18 protein-coding genes are annotated in these 18,375 nt (G+C 65.8%); 7 read left to right on the top strand and 11 right to left on the bottom strand.

Features of this window, described 5'->3' with window-relative positions:
* Positions 1-217 precede the first annotated feature (217 nt).
* Positions 218-2,269 carry a glycosyltransferase family 39 protein gene (locus CH293_RS16535; protein WP_094720841.1) on the bottom strand — a complete coding sequence of 684 codons (2,052 nt, stop codon included), beginning with the start codon at positions 2,267-2,269 and terminating at the stop codon, positions 218-220.
* Positions 2,270-2,547: 278 nt separating this feature from the next.
* Positions 2,548-2,943 (bottom strand): hypothetical protein, encoded by a 396-nt coding sequence (locus CH293_RS16530; RefSeq protein ID WP_094720835.1) that lies wholly within the window; start codon positions 2,941-2,943, stop codon positions 2,548-2,550.
* A 64-nt stretch (positions 2,944-3,007) separates the two neighbouring features.
* Here CH293_RS16530 and CH293_RS16525 point away from each other — a divergent pair, with 64 nt between their 5' ends.
* Positions 3,008-3,406, top strand: a complete 399-nt coding sequence (locus tag CH293_RS16525; protein WP_255122889.1) for a YafY family protein — start codon at positions 3,008-3,010, stop codon at positions 3,404-3,406.
* Complete coding sequence (locus CH293_RS16520) at positions 3,403-4,989, top strand: adenylate/guanylate cyclase domain-containing protein (protein WP_094720834.1); 1,587 nt, start codon at positions 3,403-3,405, stop codon at positions 4,987-4,989. Before CH293_RS16525 ends, CH293_RS16520 begins: the two co-directional genes overlap by 4 nt.
* A gap of 39 nt (positions 4,990-5,028) precedes the next feature.
* On the opposite strand, the gene CH293_RS16515 is transcribed toward CH293_RS16520, so the two are convergent.
* Positions 5,029-6,315 (bottom strand): nitrate/nitrite transporter, encoded by a 1,287-nt coding sequence (locus tag CH293_RS16515; RefSeq protein ID WP_094720833.1) that lies wholly within the window; start codon positions 6,313-6,315, stop codon positions 5,029-5,031.
* Between the two features lie 67 nt (positions 6,316-6,382).
* On the opposite strand from CH293_RS16515, the gene aroQ reads away from it, so the two are divergent.
* The 3 genes from aroQ to CH293_RS16500 are packed head-to-tail and all read left to right on the top strand — an operon-like array spanning position 6,383 to position 8,186.
* On the top strand, positions 6,383-6,817 hold the full coding sequence (gene aroQ / locus CH293_RS16510) for a type II 3-dehydroquinate dehydratase (protein ID WP_170947486.1): 435 nt from the start codon (positions 6,383-6,385) through the stop codon (positions 6,815-6,817).
* Positions 6,818-6,874: 57 nt separating this feature from the next.
* Positions 6,875-7,612: a thioredoxin domain-containing protein gene (locus CH293_RS16505; protein ID WP_094720832.1), complete on the top strand. Its 738-nt coding sequence runs from the start codon at positions 6,875-6,877 to the stop codon at positions 7,610-7,612.
* Positions 7,613-7,616: 4 nt separating this feature from the next.
* Complete coding sequence (locus CH293_RS16500) at positions 7,617-8,186, top strand: vitamin K epoxide reductase family protein (RefSeq protein ID WP_094720831.1); 570 nt, start codon at positions 7,617-7,619, stop codon at positions 8,184-8,186.
* Here CH293_RS16500 and CH293_RS16495 read toward each other — a convergent pair.
* On the bottom strand, positions 8,183-8,578 hold the full coding sequence (locus CH293_RS16495) for a RidA family protein (RefSeq protein WP_094720839.1): 396 nt from the start codon (positions 8,576-8,578) through the stop codon (positions 8,183-8,185). The two genes, CH293_RS16500 and CH293_RS16495, sit on opposite strands and share 4 nt — an antisense overlap.
* A gap of 192 nt (positions 8,579-8,770) precedes the next feature.
* Between CH293_RS16495 and CH293_RS16490 the strand changes: the two genes are divergently transcribed.
* Both CH293_RS16490 and CH293_RS16485 read left to right on the top strand, forming a co-directional pair.
* Positions 8,771-10,204, top strand: a complete 1,434-nt coding sequence (locus CH293_RS16490; protein WP_094720830.1) for a bifunctional lytic transglycosylase/C40 family peptidase — start codon at positions 8,771-8,773, stop codon at positions 10,202-10,204.
* Between the two features lie 28 nt (positions 10,205-10,232).
* Positions 10,233-11,027, top strand: coding sequence for an acyl-[acyl-carrier-protein] thioesterase (locus CH293_RS16485; protein ID WP_037105688.1), 795 nt, complete (start codon positions 10,233-10,235; stop codon positions 11,025-11,027).
* On the opposite strand, the gene CH293_RS16480 is transcribed toward CH293_RS16485, so the two are convergent.
* The 7 genes from CH293_RS16480 to CH293_RS16450 all read right to left on the bottom strand — a co-directional run bounded on the left by CH293_RS16480 (position 10,946) and on the right by CH293_RS16450 (position 18,283).
* Positions 10,946-12,349 carry an AMP-binding protein gene (locus CH293_RS16480; RefSeq protein ID WP_094720829.1) on the bottom strand — a complete coding sequence of 468 codons (1,404 nt, stop codon included), beginning with the start codon at positions 12,347-12,349 and terminating at the stop codon, positions 10,946-10,948. The genes CH293_RS16485 and CH293_RS16480 overlap by 82 nt on opposite strands.
* A gap of 15 nt (positions 12,350-12,364) precedes the next feature.
* Positions 12,365-12,964 carry an energy-coupling factor transporter transmembrane protein EcfT gene (locus CH293_RS16475; protein ID WP_094720828.1) on the bottom strand — a complete coding sequence of 200 codons (600 nt, stop codon included), beginning with the start codon at positions 12,962-12,964 and terminating at the stop codon, positions 12,365-12,367.
* Entirely contained in the window at positions 12,961-13,641 is a 681-nt protein-coding gene (locus CH293_RS16470; protein ID WP_037105680.1) for an energy-coupling factor ABC transporter ATP-binding protein, read from the bottom strand. Before CH293_RS16470 ends, CH293_RS16475 begins: the two co-directional genes overlap by 4 nt.
* The gene (locus CH293_RS16465; protein ID WP_094720827.1) at positions 13,638-14,771 is read right to left on the bottom strand and encodes a thiolase family protein; all 1,134 of its coding nucleotides are present in this window, start codon (positions 14,769-14,771) and stop codon (positions 13,638-13,640) included. Before CH293_RS16465 ends, CH293_RS16470 begins: the two co-directional genes overlap by 4 nt.
* Positions 14,768-15,916, bottom strand: coding sequence for an AMP-binding protein (locus CH293_RS16460; RefSeq protein WP_094720826.1), 1,149 nt, complete (start codon positions 15,914-15,916; stop codon positions 14,768-14,770). The genes CH293_RS16465 and CH293_RS16460 overlap by 4 nt, the downstream gene beginning before the upstream one ends.
* Positions 15,913-16,443 (bottom strand): biotin transporter BioY, encoded by a 531-nt coding sequence (locus tag CH293_RS16455; protein ID WP_019665527.1) that lies wholly within the window; start codon positions 16,441-16,443, stop codon positions 15,913-15,915. The genes CH293_RS16460 and CH293_RS16455 overlap by 4 nt, the downstream gene beginning before the upstream one ends.
* 142 nt (positions 16,444-16,585) lie before the next feature.
* Complete coding sequence (locus CH293_RS16450) at positions 16,586-18,283, bottom strand: hypothetical protein (protein ID WP_217900765.1); 1,698 nt, start codon at positions 18,281-18,283, stop codon at positions 16,586-16,588.
* Positions 18,284-18,375: the final 92 nt, after the last annotated feature.

The following is an 18,375-nucleotide window of genomic DNA, read 5'->3' as shown; positions in this document are numbered from 1 at the left end:
AACTCCGCAGTCACCCTCCCCGGAAACACCTACGGAACAACCGACCTCACCGCACAATCACTCATCCCCCACATACCCCGCAAACGCAGACCCACCACCAACAAGACCCACACCACCACCAACCCAACCCACACCCCGCCGACAAACGACACCGACGACCCCGCACCGTTCTGAACGGTGCAGGGACTCGGACGAATCGGCGTCCATGGACTGTCGGTCAGCCTGTGTATCCGCTCATGTCGTACACGGTGACGCCATCCACGGCGGTAGCGGTGAAGTTCGCTGCGACCCACTCCGCGATGTCGGACGATGTGGACTGCGAGTCACCACCACCGGGCATGCCGCCGCCCATTCCGCCGCCCCGGCCACCGGAAATGTAGTACTTGACTTCGTGATTCGAGACGTAGGAGATGAACTGATCGAGAGTCGGCGCGGGATCACTGCTCCACCCTCCGATAGCGATGACCGCTGTGTCCGTAGCCAACTCGTAGGTCGCGGCTGTCTGCGATCCGTTCACCGCAGCGGACCACTTGGTGTCGGCCGACTCGAGCAGAGCGTTCACCTGATCACTGGAAGCGGAACCGCCACCCATACCGGGGCCACCACCAGCCATGACACCGGCTTCGTCTCCGGCCACCGGACTGTCCGGGACTTGGCCGTCAGCACCTGCGCCGTCACCATCGGTTGTTGCGGCAGCACCGGGCATTTCACCCTCAACCATTTCTCCCTCGGGCATACCACCCTCAGGGATCCCACCCGCGGGAACTGCGCCGTCAGACATACCGCCACCCGGCATTCCGCCACCCGGCATACCTGCACCCGGCATACCGCCGCCCATGCCGGAGTCCGAGACGGCACCGACGGGACCCGCGGTGGGGATGGATCCGCTGTGGACGGTGGACGAGGTGGCGATGGCATACGACGCACCGCCGCCGAGACCTGCGATCGAGCCGACGAGGGCAGCGATGACGGCGAGTACACGGAACCGACCCGCACCGAGGATCGCGACAGCAGCGACGACGGTTCCGAGCAACAGGATCCACTTCAGAGCGGGCAGCCAGTCAGCGTTGCGGTGCAACAGAACCCAGGCCCATCCGCCTGCCGCGAGCATCATCGACGCCAGACCGAGACGCGCCCACACGGATTCGCGTGCGATCCACAATGCATAGCCGCCGGTCCCGACCATGCCTGCAACAGCCGGCGCGAGGGCCACCGTGTAGTACGGGTGGATGGTTCCGGACATGTAACTGAAGATCGAACCCGTCACCAGGAACCAACCACCCCACAGAACGAGCGAAGCGCGCAGCAGATCGGTGCGCGGTGCGCGTCCCCGAGCAATGAGCCCGAACACCAGTGCCACCAACGCGGCGGGGATCAGCCACGAGATCTGGATGCCCATCTCACTACCGAACAGCCGGTCCAGTCCCGTGCTGCCGCCGAAACTGGAACCCGCGGCCCCTCCCATTCCACCGCCGCCCATTCCGCCACCGGCATTGCCGTCGGATCCGAAGATGCGGCCGAGTCCGTTGTAGCCGAGCACCAGATCCATGACGGTGTTGTCCGTCGAACCTCCGATGTACGGGCGTGCGTCGGCAGGCCAGAGCGCAACGGTCAGAACCCACCACCCGGCTCCGGCGACGAGCGCGGCGAACGCACCGACAAGATGCAACAACCTTGCGCGCAGACGCGCCTGTCCTGCAACCAGATACGTCAACCCGAAAGCAGGGAGCACCAGCAGGCCCTGGAGCATCTTGGTCAGGAACGCGAAACCCAGCGCGACGCCGGCGAACGCGAGCCACATCGCCGCCCGTCGACCGACAGACGTCTGCAGGGCGCGCACGACGAAGTATCCGCCGATCGACATCAGCAACACCAGCAGTGCATCGGGATTGTCGAACTGGAACATCAACGCCGCCGCCGGCGTCGACGCCAAGACCGCACCGGCCAGGAGCCCTGCCGTGGGCGCTGCGACACGCTTGACTGAGGCGTAGACGACAGCGACCGCACCCACACCCATCAATGCCTGCGGCACCAGGAGGCTGGCGCTGGAGAACCCGAAGATCCGAGCCGACAATCCCATCACCCACAGCGATGCCGGCGGCTTGTCGACGGTGATGAAGTTCTCCGAGTCGAGCGAACCGAAGAACCATGCAGTCCAGTCCTTCGAACCAGCTTGCGCCGCAGCGGCATAGAAGGTGTTGGCGTATCCGCTGGCGGTCAGGTTCCACAGGTACAGCACGGCGGTCGCCGCGAGGAGCACGCCCAGCAGTACGTGGTGACGGTTCGGTGAGAACCGCACGGTCTTACGATGCCGGGGTTGTGGTTCCGCAGGAGTCGGCGGCAGAAGCGTTGTGGTCACGAGAAAGTCCTCCGTCGGTGGTATCGAAGACCAGAGTGACCGGACCGGGTTCGACCCCGCTGGGAACAACCTCGAGAAATGCTGTGAACGCCCGCAAACAAGATCGAACGCGTCAGACACCGTCGAACGCGTCAGACACCGTCGAACGCGTCAGACACCGTCGAACGCGTCAGACTCCGTCGATCGCGTCAGACTCCGTCCAGAGGGGTGGTGACCGCGATACGGCGAGCGCCATCGGCGTCGAGCACGATCTGATAGGCATTGCGCTCCACGCCGACGGGTCTGCCGTCGGCATCGAGGTTCTCGAGCAGCAGATGTCCCACCCAGATCCCGTTGCCCTCGATGTCGGTCACGATGTCCTTCGCTCGGACGCCCTGGATTCCGCGGGATCGGTAGAACTGCTGCCCCTGGCTGAAGAAGCCACGCGTCTGCTGTGGATCGGTGACGGCGAGGCACCCACGCGGCGACACCGCGAGAGCTGGATAGTGGTAGATGTCCGCGAGGGCGTCGATGTCGCCTGAAGACAGGTAACCGGTGTAGCGGTCGAAGAAGTCCTCTATCGATTCGGTGCTGGTGGAGGTCATGAACGAACAACCTACGACGCATTCCCGCCACGCCAGTGACGGTAATCGGAAAGAATCTCCGATTGTGCCCCGCGAAACGAGCTCCGACTCACGCGACAACCACCTGACGCTGCGACGCGTGGTGCGTCAGCAACGTCTCATCGAAATCCTCGCCGACTCGCCACTGCCCGTTCCGACGGACGCTCTGGCCGAGAAACTACAGGTCAGCGCCAGAACTGTGGAACGCGACCGCCGTCGTCTCGTCGACTCCGGCGTTCCCATCGTGTCGGTACCGGGAACAGGCGGCGGCAGCCGACTTCCCAGCCACGACAAGCCCTCTCCCCTGAACTTGTCGTTCGAGGAGATCGTCGCGTTGATCGCGGCCCTCGCCGCGCTCGGGCCGACGGAAACCGACAGCGCGCAGTCCGCGATGACCGCCCTCGTCGCAGCAATCACCCCGTCACCGCCTCGGGAACTCCGGTGACCGCCCGGCAAGCCCGACGCGTCGCCGTCAAGTACGGGGCGTCGCTGATCGCATTGAACATCGCGGCTGCGGTGCAGGTGATCTTCGTTGTGGCGTTGCTCGCCAGATCCGAGACCGCGACGGTCGGCAGCATTCTGACCGACCCTGCATTCAGCGCATTCCGATGGATCGTCCCGCTCGGGATCACGGTCGGAGCCCTCGCAGGCATCGTGTTGATCCTGCCCACCCTGCGGTGGTTCGCACGTGAGGACATCCCGACGGTCGAGCAATCGAAACGTGCGACGCGGATTCCGCTGCACCACACCGCGTCGCACCTCGCGCTGTGGCTGGCATTCGGGTTCTCGATGGCAGCGCTGACGCACGACGCGGAACACGACGTGACGGTCCTCATCGTCATCGGCACCGTGTTCGGTGCGGTCACCACTGCCGGAACCGGATACCTGTTGACCGAGAGGTCACTGCGTCCCGTCACCGTGCTGGCGTCGACGGGCACCCCGGCACGACGTGAGCTGAGCGTGCTCGCACGACTGATCCTCACCTGGTTGGTGTGCACGGCCATTCCGGTGGCTGCGATCACGCTGATCGTCATCGTGCACTCGACCGGAAAGCCCATCGCAATCCCCGCCCCGATCGAGCTCCCCATCCTCATCGTGTCCGCAATTGCCCTCGGAACCGGGCTGCGCGGAACCATCCTCGTCGCTCGATCGGTGTCCGAGCCTGTGCGAGAAGTAAGCCAAGGGATGACGGAGATCGAGAAGGGACGGACCGACGTCGCCGTCCCGGTCTACGACTCGTCGGAGATCGGGAGTCTGCAACGCGGGTTCAACAGCATGTCGCGCGGACTCACCGAGCGCGAGCGACTACGAGACCTCTTCGGTCGTCACGTCGGCACCCAGGTCGCCTCGAGAGCACTCGAACAATCCGACTTCCCCCGCGACGACGTCCAGTACGCCGCTGTCCTGTTCATCGATCTCGTCGGGTCGACGGCCTTCGCCGTCGACCATCCGCCCGAACGCGTCGCCGAAGTACTCAACGAATTCCTCGCCATCGTCGTCGACACCGTCGACGACAACCTCGGCTTCATCAACAAATTCGAAGGCGACGCCGCACTCGCCGTCTTCGGCGCGCCCCAACCCATCGATAACCCGGCTGCCGCCGCCTTGAAAGCTGCCCGACGCCTACGCCTCGCGCTCGGATCCCTCGACACCCGCACCACCCCCGGTCACTCCGCCGGCTCCGCTCCTGCCACCCCCGGTCACTCCGCCGGCTCCGCTCCTGCCACCCCCGGTCACTCCGCCGGCTCCGCTCCTATGGACTTCGGGATCGGCGTTGCTGCAGGTGATGTGTTCGCCGGGGACATCGGAGCACTGCAGCGATACGAGTACACCGTCATCGGAGAGCCGGTGAACTGTGCAGCGAGGTTGTCCGATCTCGCCAAACTCGCGCCGGGCAGGGTGCTGGTCAGCAGTCGACTCGTCGACGACGCCGGCGCGGATGAAGCACGTCACTGGCAGTCGACCGGGCCGGTGGAGCTGCGCGGATATCAGACTCCGGTCGAGGTCTCGGCGGTCTCCGACGCTTAGCGGTCTCGACGGTCTCCGACGCTCAGCGGTCTCCGCGGCTCAGCGGTCTCGGAAGCGTTGGAGGATTTCGCGCATCGTGTGCGGGTAGATCCCCTCGTCGGCGAGTTGCCTGCGGGTCTTGCGACGGGTCAACACGACGCCGGTGATCGCGACGATCCACACCGGGTACTGGACGAGGAACGCGACCCGGAAGCCCTCGAACGTGTACCCGCCGAACGCGTCGAGGATCCATCCGATCGAGGCGATGACCAGAAGCGACGCGGTGAATCCGCCGATGTTGACCATGCCCTGCGCGGTGCCGAGGTTGGCGCTCGGATTGAACGTACGTGCGTAGTCGAAACCGATGACCGATCCGGGACCTCCCACGGAAATCACGACCACGAGGACGACCAACAGCCACAGCGGAGCCGGACCTGGGAGTGCGAGCACGATCCCCCACATCGCCGCGTTGCTGATCATGATGGTCAGCACCATCCACGATCGGCGCATCGGATACCGCCCGGTGAGGATGCCGAGTCCGATGCCGGAGAACACTGCCGACACCACCGAGATCGACAACAGTGCTCCAGCCGTCGACGACGACAAACCCTGTGCCGACGTCAGGTACGGAATGCCCCACAACAGCGCGAACACGGTGATCGAGAACTGCGTACCGGTGTGGGAGAAGAACCCTAGTCGCGTGCCGGGACGCTTCCAGACCTGTGCGATCGTCGCGAACGTCTCGCGCATCGACGTCGCCTTCTCGGTGAATTCGGTGCCGGGAGGAGAATCTCGAACCAGGGCAAGCGTCAGGACCAAGGCGACGAGTCCCAGGGACGCGGCGCTGCCGAACGCGACCGTCCAGCCCGGCCCGTTGAGCAGTACGAGGAACGGCACTGCAGACAGGATCTGTCCCATCTGGCCGAGCAGACCCGTCAGCTGGGACACGATGGGAACCTGCCTCGGCGGGAACCACTGTGGGACCAGACGCAACACCGAGATGAACGTCAGAGCATCCCCGACTCCGACGAACGCACGAGCCGCCACAGCCAGAGGAAGCGAATCGGTGAATGCCAGTACCAGTTGCGCGACGGTCATCAACAACGCACCGAGCGCGATCATCTTCCGAGACCCGACGCGATCCAGCACCACACCCGCCGGGATCTGCATCGCCGCATAAACGACGACCTGAAGAACGACGAACGACGACAGCAGCGACGGGCTGATCACGAACCGGTCGGCGGCGTCGAGCCCTGCGACACCGAACGCGGTGCGGTGCAGCACGGCAACGATGTACGCGAAGACACCGACACCCCAGACCACCCACGCGCTTCTCACTGCCCACATTCTGCCCGGTGCCCTGTGCAAGGATCGAATCCGACAGGACGCGACAGAGACGAAAGTGAGCAAGCCCATGGCCGACCCCATCCTGGTGTTGAACGGACCGAACCTGAACATGCTCGGAACGCGTCAGCCAGAGGTGTACGGCCACGAGACGATCGCCGACGTCGTCGCACTGTGCGAGAAGACCGCCGCCGCGCACGGACGAACCGTCCGAGCCGAGCAGTCCAACCACGAGGGCCACCTGATCGACTGGATCCACGAAGCCAGGGGGCGCGTGTCGGGAATCGTCATCAACCCCGGTGGCCTCACCCACACTTCCGTCGCCCTCCGCGACGCACTGGTGATCCCGGAAGTACCGATCATCGAGGTCCACATCAGCAACGTTCACGCGCGAGAAGAGTTCCGTCACCACTCGTTCGTCTCCCCCATCGCATCCGGGGTCATCGCCGGACTCGGAATCGCGGGCTACGGATTCGCCATCGAACGGCTCGTCTCTCTCACCTAGTCCTCAGGTTCGCCTGCATATGCTGGGTCGAGCATTTCGGCTGAACGAGGGATATCGGTGAGCAAAGACAGGGCGAGCAACAACAGCAAGAAGAAGGCACAGGCAGCTGCGGCTGCCCTGCAGGGCAAGAAGGACAAACAGCGACGCACCCTGATCCAGGTCGGCGTCGCCGTCGTTCTCGTGGCGCTGGTCGCCGTCATCGGCTTCAACATCGCGTCGAAGAATTCCGACGACACCACCGCAACGCCGGCCGCCACGCCGTCGGTCGTCACCGAGGACGGTGCGATCCGCATCGGTGATCCGAATGCTGCCGTCGTCGTCACCGCCGTCGAGGACTTCCAGTGTCCTGCCTGCAAGCAGTTCGAGGCGATCTCCGGCGACACCCTCTCCGAGCTCGTGGCCGACAACACCATCGCCGTCGACTACAAGCCGATCGCGATTCTCGACCGAATGTCGTCGACGAACTACTCGTCGCGCGCAGCCAACGCAAGCATGTGCGTCGCCGAGGCCGACATCTCCAAGTGGCCTGCATGGCACAAGGCCATGTTCGAGCAGCAACCGGCCGAGGGCGGCGCCGGCCTCAGCGACGACGACCTGAACGGAATCGCCCGGACACTTCAGGTCGACGTCGGCAGCTGTATCACCGACGGCACCTACACCGATTACGTCACCAGCCAGACGCAGAACGTCATCGACTCCGGCGTCACCGGAACCCCGACCGTGTCGGTCAACGGCACCGTCGTCGACGTCCCGACGCCGGACAACCTGCGGGCCGCGATCACCGCGGCACAGTAGAGCAGTGCCCACCAGCAAGGTCACCGCCTGGGTCCTCACGGTCGGCGGCATACTCGGACTCCTCGCGGCACTGACCCTGACGATCGAACGATTCAAGCTGCTCGAGGACTCGTCCTACGTGCCGTCGTGCAGCTTGAATCCGGTGTTGTCGTGCGGTTCGGTGATGACCACCGATCAGGCCGCACTGTTCGGGTTTCCCAATCCCATCATCGGGATCGTCGCTTTCACGGTCGTGCTCGTCACCGGAATCCTGACCCTCGCGAAGGTCGCACTACCGCACTGGTACTGGCTCGGACTGTCGCTGGGCACCCTGCTCGGCGAGGTGTTCATCCACTGGTTGATCGACCAGAGCCTCTACGAGATCGGCGCACTGTGCCCCTACTGCATGGTCGTCTGGGCGGTCACGATGCCGATCTTCGTCGTCACGCTGTCCCAACTCGTCGACCGCGAGCGCGCGGGCACCGTCCCGAGGCTGCTGCTCGAATGGCGTTGGACGATCCTCGCGCTCTGGTACGCCGTGGTGATCGCCCTCGTCGGCATCAGGTTCTCGGATTACTGGTCGACGCTCGTCTAGAGGGCCGCGACGGCGTCGATCTCGATCAGCAACTCCGGCATTGCAAGCCGAGCAACTTCGACGACGGTCTGCGCGGGCCTGGTCTCGGGAAACAGCTCACCGAGAACCGCGGTGTAGGTGTCGAGGTGTGCGATGTCGACGAAGTACACGGTCAGCTTGACCACGTTCTCCAGGGTTCCACCGGCCGCATCGACGATCAGGCGAATGTTCTCGAACGCCAGACGAATCTGCGCCTCGACATCCCCGATTCCCGCGAACTCACCGTCTTCCGTGATTGCCGTCTGGCCCGACAGATACAGCGTCGTCGACGCGTTCTCCACCGCAACGCACTGAGACAACAACTGAGCGCCGGGATCCCACACGCTCACCGGTGACACCACTCGCTTGTCCATTCGTTCTCCTCTCGTCCGCACCGCCAACCTACGCACCGCGGCCGCAATGGAAGGTGCGACGCGTAGGTTGCGTCCGCGCATTCCGAACCACAGAACGCTGTCGCAGGGCATGATGATGTGAGCCACCTCACGCGGGGATGAGTGGGCACGGCAGCAGTTCGGGGAGAGACGCACAGCACCAGGAGTTGTTACATGGCAGGCGATCCGATCGCAGTCATCGTGGCCGTCATCGTGTCCGCAGCGGGGGCGGCAGCAGGGACCGACCTTCCCCCACCGATCCAGGACGGAGCTGCAGGCGTCGCCGAATCCGCGGAGAACGCCGCACCCGGTCTGCAACAGCAACTCGACGACCTTCTCGGGTCCCTTCCCGACACCCAGCGCGACGACGCCTCCGCCATGCTCGACGGTGCCGCGTCCGCGATCGAATCCGCGGCCGACCCGATGCTCCCGGACGAACCGGACACCGAGAAGACCGAGGAGACCGAACCGGCGGACTCGGGCGCCGCGCCGGAAACACCGCCGACGCCGCCCCTGCCGCAGGTGCCCGTCACCTCGGTGGCGAGTTCGCCCATCACCTCACTCGGGGCACTGATTCCGAGCGCGAGCGGCGCCATGCAGTTCGGTACGTCGACGTTTTCCCTGGGCGATCTGGTGTCGCAGACGGCGTTCATGCCCGCCGCCGAGGCACTTCGGCGTGCGCTGTTCCCGGGGGTACCTGCCACGTTCACCGGAGTATCCGCGTCGCCTATCGGTGCGATCACCGCGTTCGTTCCCTGGCTCATGAAGGCCGGGGCCATCTGCGACGGCGTGGGGGCACCGGTCATCGCCGCGCTGTACGCCGCGGAGAACGGGTTCCGGCACGGTCCGACGGCCCCGGTGTCCTCGAGCGGGGCACGTGGCCCCGGGCAGTTCATGCCGGGAACGTGGGCGACCTACGGCAAGGACGCCGACGGTGACGGTGTGGCCGACATCAACGGGATCGCGGATTCGGTGATGGCGTCGGGAAACATGTTGTGCGACATCCACAGTCAGGTTTCCCAGTGGAAGTCCGAAGGACGGGTCAGTGGTGACACCCTCGACTTGACCATTGCCGGGTACAACGCAGGTGCGGGCGCAGTCCTTCGTTCCGGCGGGATGCCCTCCGGAACACCGGATTACGAGAATCAGACGAAGCCGTACGTCGCGAAGATTCGCGCGACGGAAATGCAGTTCTCCGCGATACTGAACCCGTTCTCCGCCCTGGACATCGCCGGTGCAGGCGCCAATGCCGTCCGGTCCGCCATGAACTATCTCGGTCTGCCGTACGTGTGGGGCGGCGGCAACATCAACGGACCGTCGGGCGGCGGGTTCGACTGCTCCGGTCTGACGTCCTACGCCATCTTCAAGGCGTCCGGAGGCACGGTGACCCTCCCGCGGACCTCGGAGACACAGTGGAACGTCGGCACGGAAATCCCGCTCGGGCTGGCTCAGCCTGGCGACCTGCTGTTCGGCAACTGGCAGGCGGGTGGTCCCGGGCACGTCGCGATCTACGTCGGCAACGGGCAGATGGTGCACGCGCCCACCTTCGGTGACGTCGTCAAGATCGGGCCGGTGTTCGACGGAATGAAGGCGCGCCGGGTCCTGTGACGCGCCGGGCCGGGTAGGTTCGGTCACCATGACCGACGGAACCAGCGCAGCACGGCGAAGCCCCGAACCTGTCGGCTTCGACGACCCTCTTGCCCCGGCACCGGCCGACGGCGAGGGCTTCGAGACCAACTGGACCGTCCGCACCGGAGACGTCGACCCCAACAACCGCCTGCGGTTCGACGGTATGGCCCGTTACCTGCAGGACATCGGGTCGGACAATCTCGACGCCACCTCGCTCGGCGTCACGGACCCGTTCTGGATCGTGCGGCGCACGGTCATCGACGTGCACACCCCGGTCGAGTTCCCGGACCGAGTGCACATGAGACGGTGGTGCTCGTCGATGTCGACGAGGTGGTCGAACATGCGCGTGAACATCACCACCGACAAGGGCGCGTCGATCGAGACCGAGGGATTCTGGATCAACATCAGTGCCAGTACCGGTATGCCCACCCGGATCAGCGACGAGGCCTTGGCCTTGCTGGCACGCACCACCGACGAGCATCGGTTGCGGTGGAAGGCCTGGCTGACCGAGCCGGTGCCGTCACCCGCACACACCGACGTGCAGTTTCCTTTGCGCGCCACCGACATCGACCCGTTCAACCACGTCAACAACGCCGCGTACTGGCACGCCGTCGAGGAGCTGTTGGTCGATCACGCCGACCTGTTGCACGCCCCGCACCGGGCCGTCATCGAGTACCTCTCCCCCATTCTGGCGGGCGACCACGTGACCATTCGTCACCGCTACGAGGGCGGCGCACTCACCGTGTGGTTCGTCGTCGACGATGCGGTGCGCTCCGTGGCCAAGGTCGCCCCGAGGGCCTGACGGTCCAACTTGCCGCGCGGGGTGCGCGGCAGGGCGGGCACCACGAGGATCCGCGTCGGCGCACTGGGGGCGGGCAGGGCCTCGCGCAACAACCTACGAATGCGCTCGACGGGCGGTGCGCCCGCGCCCACGACGAGTGCGAGCGCGGGTACTTCACCGAATCGTGCGTCGGGAATCGCAGCGACTCCCGCTTCGAGAACACCGGAAATACTCAGGGCTGCATGCTCGATCGGTGCGAGCTCGACGTTCAGCCCACCCCGGATCAACGTCTCGGAATCACGACCGAACAGAGTCAGCGACGACCCGTCCACACTTCCTCGGTCTCCCACCGTCATCCAGCCGTCGACCGGCCCGCCTGCAAGTCCCTCGTCGGTCAGGTAGCCGTCGAACAGCATATCGCTGCGCACATGAACGATCCCGTCGACGATCCGCGCCTCGACACCGTCGAACAGTATTCCCGGGCCGGGATCGACGCCGCGGTCGTAGGACACGAAGCTCAGCTCCGAGGCGCCGTAGAAGTGAACCAGCGACGCGTTCGGCAGCACGTTCTGCAGCGTTCGACGCCCCGACTCCGGCCAACGGGCCGCACTGGAGAGCACTTCACGCACACTCCCTACCGGGCCGACATCGGCGCGCACGACGTCCCACGCGATCGTCGGCACCGAATAGAGATGTGTCGCGCCACTGTTCAGTGCGTCGACCGCAGACCGGACGTCCACGGATGCGCCGCGCGTCAACCCGTGCAGCGCGCCGTACAGGAAATGCGTGTGGTCCAGCACCCCCGGCGTCGACACGCGGTCTCCCCGCTGAACGTCGAACACGGCGTCGCTGCGGTCCAGCGTCCTGGCCCACGAACGCTGGTTGCGTAGAAAGAGCTTGGGCTCGCCGGTGCTTCCCGACGTGATCCCGACCAACAATTCACTGCCCGCGGTGGGGCTCCCGTGCGGCCCTCGGCCGTCCAGACCGGCGACCGGGTCGGACCAGCCGAGCGATGCCACCCGTCGATGCTGCTGCTCCGCGGCGATCACCACGTCCGGCGCGGCGAGTTCGACGACCCTGCCGAACTGGCTGGGCAGCAAATGCCTGTGCAACAGCACCACACCGATTCCCGACGCCATCGCCGCGGTCACCGCGACGAGCGAGCCGACGTCCGAGGTGGGAAGGACCGCAACGCGTCGCATGCCGTTCATCCCGGCGCCGGTGCGGCGGACACGTTCCCAGAAGTCGCCGTACGTCACCGATTCCCGACGGTCGACGACGGCGATCGCGTCGGGATTCTCGCGTGCGTGACCGGCTATGCGGTCGGTGAGTAGCGGGCTCACGCGCTGATCGCCCCTCTAATCGTCGACGCCACGAGCGACGAGGGCATCGCCCATCGCGTCGGCGGTGCGGAGTGCACGGACGAGGACAGGCGTGGCGAGGGCAGTCATGGACCACTGCAATCCGCGTGCTTTGCGCGCCTCGGACACCTCGTGCACGATGGTGGCCAGCACCGGGATGCACCTGATGGCCAGGGCGAGCATCAGACCGATGCGGTCGGGGTCGACGCCGAACCGACGGAGTGGTCCGAGCGCGCGAGTGACGGTGTCCAGCATGTCCGTCACTCGGGTCGTCAACGTGACGAGTGCGGCGAGGGCAACGGAGATCACGAGCACTCCGCACACCACCACCGCGCGTTGCCAGTCGGTGATGATCACCTGGAAGACACCGATGATCAGCACCATCCACAGCACGGGACGTAGCTGCGCCGCAGCAAGTTTCAGCGGAATACGTGCCACGACGAACAACCCGGCAACGACGAGTGCGACCGCGCCGACGTGCACGGGTGTGCGCGCGAAGATCGTGGCGAGGATGATCGACGCCAGGAGCAATAGCAGCTTGGTACCCGCAGGCAACCGATGCAACAGAGAGCTCCCCGGCCGGTACAGCCCGATCACAGGACCGACTCCCGGTACGCCGGAACCGCCGCGTCGGGGGTGCCGTCGAACGCAACCGCACCGTCGTCGACGACGATGACGCGCTCGAACGACTCGAGAAGAGCGAGCTGGTGGGTGACGACGATGACCTGCTGGTCGATGGAGTCCAACGCGTCGGCGACGACTCGGGCGTTGCGGAGATCGAGGAGAGTGGTCGGCTCGTCGGCGACGACGACCTCCGGCCTGCGGATCAGGACGGCTCCGATTGCCAGGAGCTGCTTCTGACCGCCGGACAGCAGATGCGCGGGATGCTCGGCGTGACCGTCGAGGCGGAACCTCGTCAGTATGTCCTGGACTCGCTCGGCGATCTCGGGCTTGCTCAGCCCCGATCGGCGGAGTGAGAACGCGAGATCCTCCGCGACCGTGGGCATGACGATCTGCGTGTCCGGATCGGTGAAGACGAACCCCACCTTCTTACGGACCTGTGCGCCCTTCTTCGCCGCGTCGATGCCGTCGACGGTCACTTTTCCGGATGTCGGCGCGAGCAGCCCGTTGATCGTCCGCGCCAGCGTCGACTTGCCGGATCCGTTGGACCCGATGATGCCGACACGCCGCTCGGTGATGGTGAGATCGATGCCCCGCAACACTTCTCGTTCACCGAAGGCATGACGAACCTGCTCGAACACGATCTCGCTCACTGCACACGCTCCACGATCATCGCTACCCCCTGGCCGCCGCCGATGGCGCACGCGGCCAGTCCCAGTTCCGGCCCGTCCGACGCGACTATCCAAGTCGCCAACCGCACGAGCAGGATTGCGCCCGATGCGCCCCACGGGTGCCCCATCGCAATGGCACCGCCCTGCGGGCACAGCAGATCCTCGTCGATGTCCAGTTCGTCGGCGACTGCGAGCACGACGGATGCGAACGCCTCGGTGATCTCGACGACGCCGATGTCGGACAGCGCAACCCCGGTGCGACGTAACACTTTCTCGATGGCGGGAACCGGGCCGAGACCGGGCAGCGACGGATCGGATCCCGCCACCGCGGACCCCAGAACACGTAGCGCCGGAAGACCTTTCGAACCCGCCTGCGTCGTCACGGCGAGAACGGCTGCGCCGTCGGAGATTCCGCACGAGTTTCCCGCGGTCGCGGTGCCGTCCGGCGTGAATGCCGGACGGAGTCGGCCCAACCTGGCCTCGGTCATGTTCGACCGAATGCGTTGATCGCGATCGACGCCGGCTATCGGAACGATCTCGGACGAGAAATCCGTCGCCGCGGCCAGCGCATGCGAACGGGCCGCATAGGCGTCCTGACGTTCTCGGCTGATCCCTCGGATCCTGGCAAGATCGTCCGCCGCGACTCCCATGTCGGGGTCGGGGAAACCGGGAGGAGCAAACGGTGCACGGGTGTAGCGCTCGCGCGTGTCCGGCCAGAGTCTCCACGGTGCGGTGCTGGCGGATTCGACGCCGCCGGCCAGGATCAGGTTGTCCTCGCCGCTGCGGATTCGGGCGGCGGCGAGCGCGACGGCGTCGAGGCCGGAACCGCATTGCCGGTCCACTGTCACGCCGGGCACGTCGACGCCGAGCCCGGCGGCCAGGGATGCGATTCGCGCCGGGTCGCCGCCGGGACCGAGGCAGTTGCCGAGGACGACGTCGTCCACCTGGTGTGGCGCCCCGGCGTCGCGCAACGTCTCGAGTACGGCGGTGAGGACCGGAGCCGCGAGATCCGTCGTCGTCAGCGCGGAGAATCCGTGGCCCGCGTTGCCGATCGGCGTTCGACGTGGTGCCACGAGAACCGGCGCAGCAGCACTGTACGCAGACCGACTCATGACAACGAGTCTCTCACTCGGGCGCGGGCGATCTTTCCGCTACCGGTGCGAGGTAGACGGTCGACGACGACCCACCGCCTCGGGACTGCTTCCTTCTGCAATGCGGCGCGAGCACGGGCCTTGACGGAATCGAGGACGACCGGGTCGTCCAGTTCGAGGACGGCAGTCACCGTCGCCCCGAGGATCGTATGTGGTGTCCCGACGACCGCCGACGCGCGCACTCCGTCGATGGCGTCGAGTAGTCGTTCGACGTCCTCGGCGATGACCGTCGTACCACCGACGTCGACGGCTGCGTCACCTCGGCCGCGGACGACGAGGTCACCGTTGGGCCCGAGCTCGGCCAGGTCGCCGACGCAGACCCACTCGTCGGCGCCGAGGACGCGGTACGGCGACCTGACGTACAGCAGACCGTCGCGGATCTCCGCGTCCACGCCGGGAAGCAACCGCAGCGGCTCCGGGACCACGCGGGCAGCGACGAGCGACAGTTCGGCCGCACCGTAGTACTCGACCACACGGAGATGTAGTCGATCGAATCGGTCGTTCCTGCCGTCTCCACTCCAGCCCTCGGCTGCCCGGGAATCGAGAGTCGTGCCTGCCACGACGGCGAGGCGCAGTTCCGGGGCGGTCTCGACGAGAGTTCGGAGGACAGCGGGCACTGCGTGAGCGACCGTCGCACCTCGCGGATCGTCGGTCACGCATGCACCGACCCACAGGGCGTGGACGGCGGCGAACAAGTGCATGGTCGCGTGCAACGGACCGGTGACGAGCACTCGGTCGGTCCCGTCGATACCGGTGATGGAGGTGAACTCGTCGAAGCTGTCCGTCCAGGACTGCACTGTCCGGGCGAGCGGCCGAGACCTGCCCGTCGACCCGGACGTGCCGATCAGCAACCATGCGCCCGCAGGCACGGACTGGCGCTCGGGCCTGGCTGCCGGGTCCTCGACGTGCACCGCTCGGCCCTGCCTGGCTGCCGCGAACACGCAGATCAAGGCATCGGGAACAGCGAGTTCCGACGCGTCGTGTGCCGAGTGTTCGTGAAGACGAGGTGCGGGCCAGGCGTCGACCGCGGCGTCGAACTCCGCGTAGGTCAGCCGGGTGCCTGCCCAGTCGATCGCGAGAGCGTCCGCGGCGTGCGGCAACTTCACGTGTGGACGATGCCCGGGTACGCCCGGTGAACACTCTTCGCGACGACGGTGGCGATGACGACCTTGACGAGGTCACCGGGAACGAAGGCGAAGTTGGTGGAGACGGCGGCCCACACACTCAGGTCCGTGCGCAGCAGCAAGCCGATGGTCCCGAAGATGTAGACGACGACGATGCCGCCGATCGCGTTGGCGAGCAGTCCGAGCACGACGGGGTACTTGGGCAGGATCCGTACGGTCAGCAACCCGATCACGAAGACGGCAGGTATCCAGCCGACGAGGTAGCCGGCGCTCGGCCCTGCCAGCGCGGTGAGCCCGGTGCGTCCGCCCGAGAGCAGCGGCAGCCCGATCAGGGTCAACGCGATGAACACTGCTACCGCGATGACGCCTTTGCGTGGTCCGAGAACGGCGCCCGCCAGGATGACACCGAGGGTCTGCAGCGTGATCGGAACGCCACTGAAGCCGACCGTGATGGCCCCGGCGAGCCCGAGAGCTGCGATGAGCGCGGCGAACACTGCGACCTGCGCCATGTCTCGAGCGGAGACGTGAAACCTCGAACTCGCCACCGGTGACTCCTGTACGCCTTCGGAACCTGACATGACCACTCCTCGTGATGCAAACTTGAACGGCGTTCAAGGTAGCAGGTCGACGAGGGTGGCGACACGCGCGTCCCTACGACGGGTTCGCAGCGAACCGTGCGAGTTCGGTGCTGACCACCTCCGGCAGCCCGTTGTTCTGGGTGCGTGCAGCCGTCAGCACGTCGAGGTGGTTGTACCCCTGCACAACGATCGGACGGTCGCCAGGGCGACCGGAGGGAGGGAGCTCGATCCCGCCGGTCCCCTGCAGAGTGAGGATTGGATTGCGGTGCACTCCGTCACGGTGCAGGCGATGCTCGCGAATGGCCGTCGAACTCGACTGCGCCAGGTCTGTGCTCAATTTCGTGGGAAAGTACCACTCGGTGAAGTCGAGCGGCGGCTCGGCGAGACTGCGCGCCAGCTGTGAAATCGACGTGACCTCGCTGCTGGAATCGGTGTAACGCGCGGTCTGCGGCGAGCTGTCGAGCGAGTCGTAATCGTTCCAGGTGTACACGGTGTTCGGGTCGCCGTAGAGCGCAGGGGCCGCCTTCTTCGCGTCACCGAGTGCACTCCCGACCACCGGCAGGTTCTCCATTCCCGGCAACGTGGGAAATGCTTTGTCGACCACAGGTTGTGCACCGATGAACCCGACACTGGCCTGCAGGAAGCCGAACGGCTGTGAATTGTCGTCGAGCAACGCACCCAGGACAGCGTCGTTCGTGGCGTACAACGTGCGTACCGACGGATTCCCGGTGGTTGCCATGAGTGCGTCCTTCGACAGCAGCGCCCTCAATGTCGCGTCGATGTTGACGTTGTTCGGCAACACGTTCACCAGATCGTTCACACCGCCCGGGTCCAGCCTCGCCGCTACTCCGGCCATCGCGAGCAAATTGGTGGTCTCGGGATTGATGACGGCGGGCAGCGCGAGAACCGGAAGCGCACTGTCCACGAGGCCTGTGAGATCCGCAATCGGATCGGCAACAGCCGCAGGCAGATCGAGATCCGGGATTCCGCGAACAAGTGGCGGGGTGCCGGCCTTGACGATGGTGTCGAGGGCGAAGTAGCCGCCGCACTGGTTGTAGCCGGCGTCGTCGAGTGTTTCAGGATTTCCGTCGAAGTCCCATTCGGCGAAGTACCCGGTGACGAACCCGCCGAGCGAGTGGCCACCACACAACACTTTCTCTTTACGAAGCTTCTGATCCGGCAGTTCGAAGCGCAACAGATCGTACTGGTCACGCACTGTCTGCTCGATGCCTTGATTCGACAACCACGCAGTGCGGCCACCGTCCGCGAAACCGTCGAAGGTTCGGCCGTCGATCTCCGCGCCACCGTAGTAGTAATTGGTGGCCGTCTCGAGGTTGCCGGTTGCCAGCGCCGCCCGGGTACCGGTGTGATCCTCCAGGCAGTTCGACCGACGATCGAGCGCCCAGAACTCGACGTACGATCCTTGCGCGGCGGCAGCCGACACGGTGTTTCCGGCGACCGACTCGAACGCGCTCGCGCCCTCGAAGATGCCGGGCTGAGCGACGAGGATGCGGTCGGCGTCGGCGGATTCGGTGGGGCCGTCGACGGACTTCCACCGCAGATAGGACAGGGTGTCGCACTCCGGTGGATGAGGCAACGCGTCGGGCGGCAGCGGCGCGAACACCGAGACCACCGACGCCTCCACCTCCGTGACGGGCGAACTCGACACCACCGGCGTCTCGCTCCTGCGCTCGGCGCCCGACACCCCAGGCACCGCTCCCGCCGGACTGCCTACGACAACCAGCAGAACCGCAGCAACAACTGTCGTCACCGAACTACGCACGAGATTCCCCCCTCGACACGATCCACCCCTGATCGAGTGACAATGTAGACCGAGCGAGGCTCGCGCGGGCCGATACGGTG

Origin of the sequence: Rhodococcus sp. 14-2470-1b (assembly GCF_002259415.1) — a bacterium.
Classification (GTDB): Bacteria; Actinomycetota; Actinomycetes; order Mycobacteriales; family Mycobacteriaceae; genus Rhodococcoides.
The sequence above is the reverse complement of the archived record's forward strand: the minus strand, read 5'-3'. Positions and strand labels throughout refer to the sequence as shown.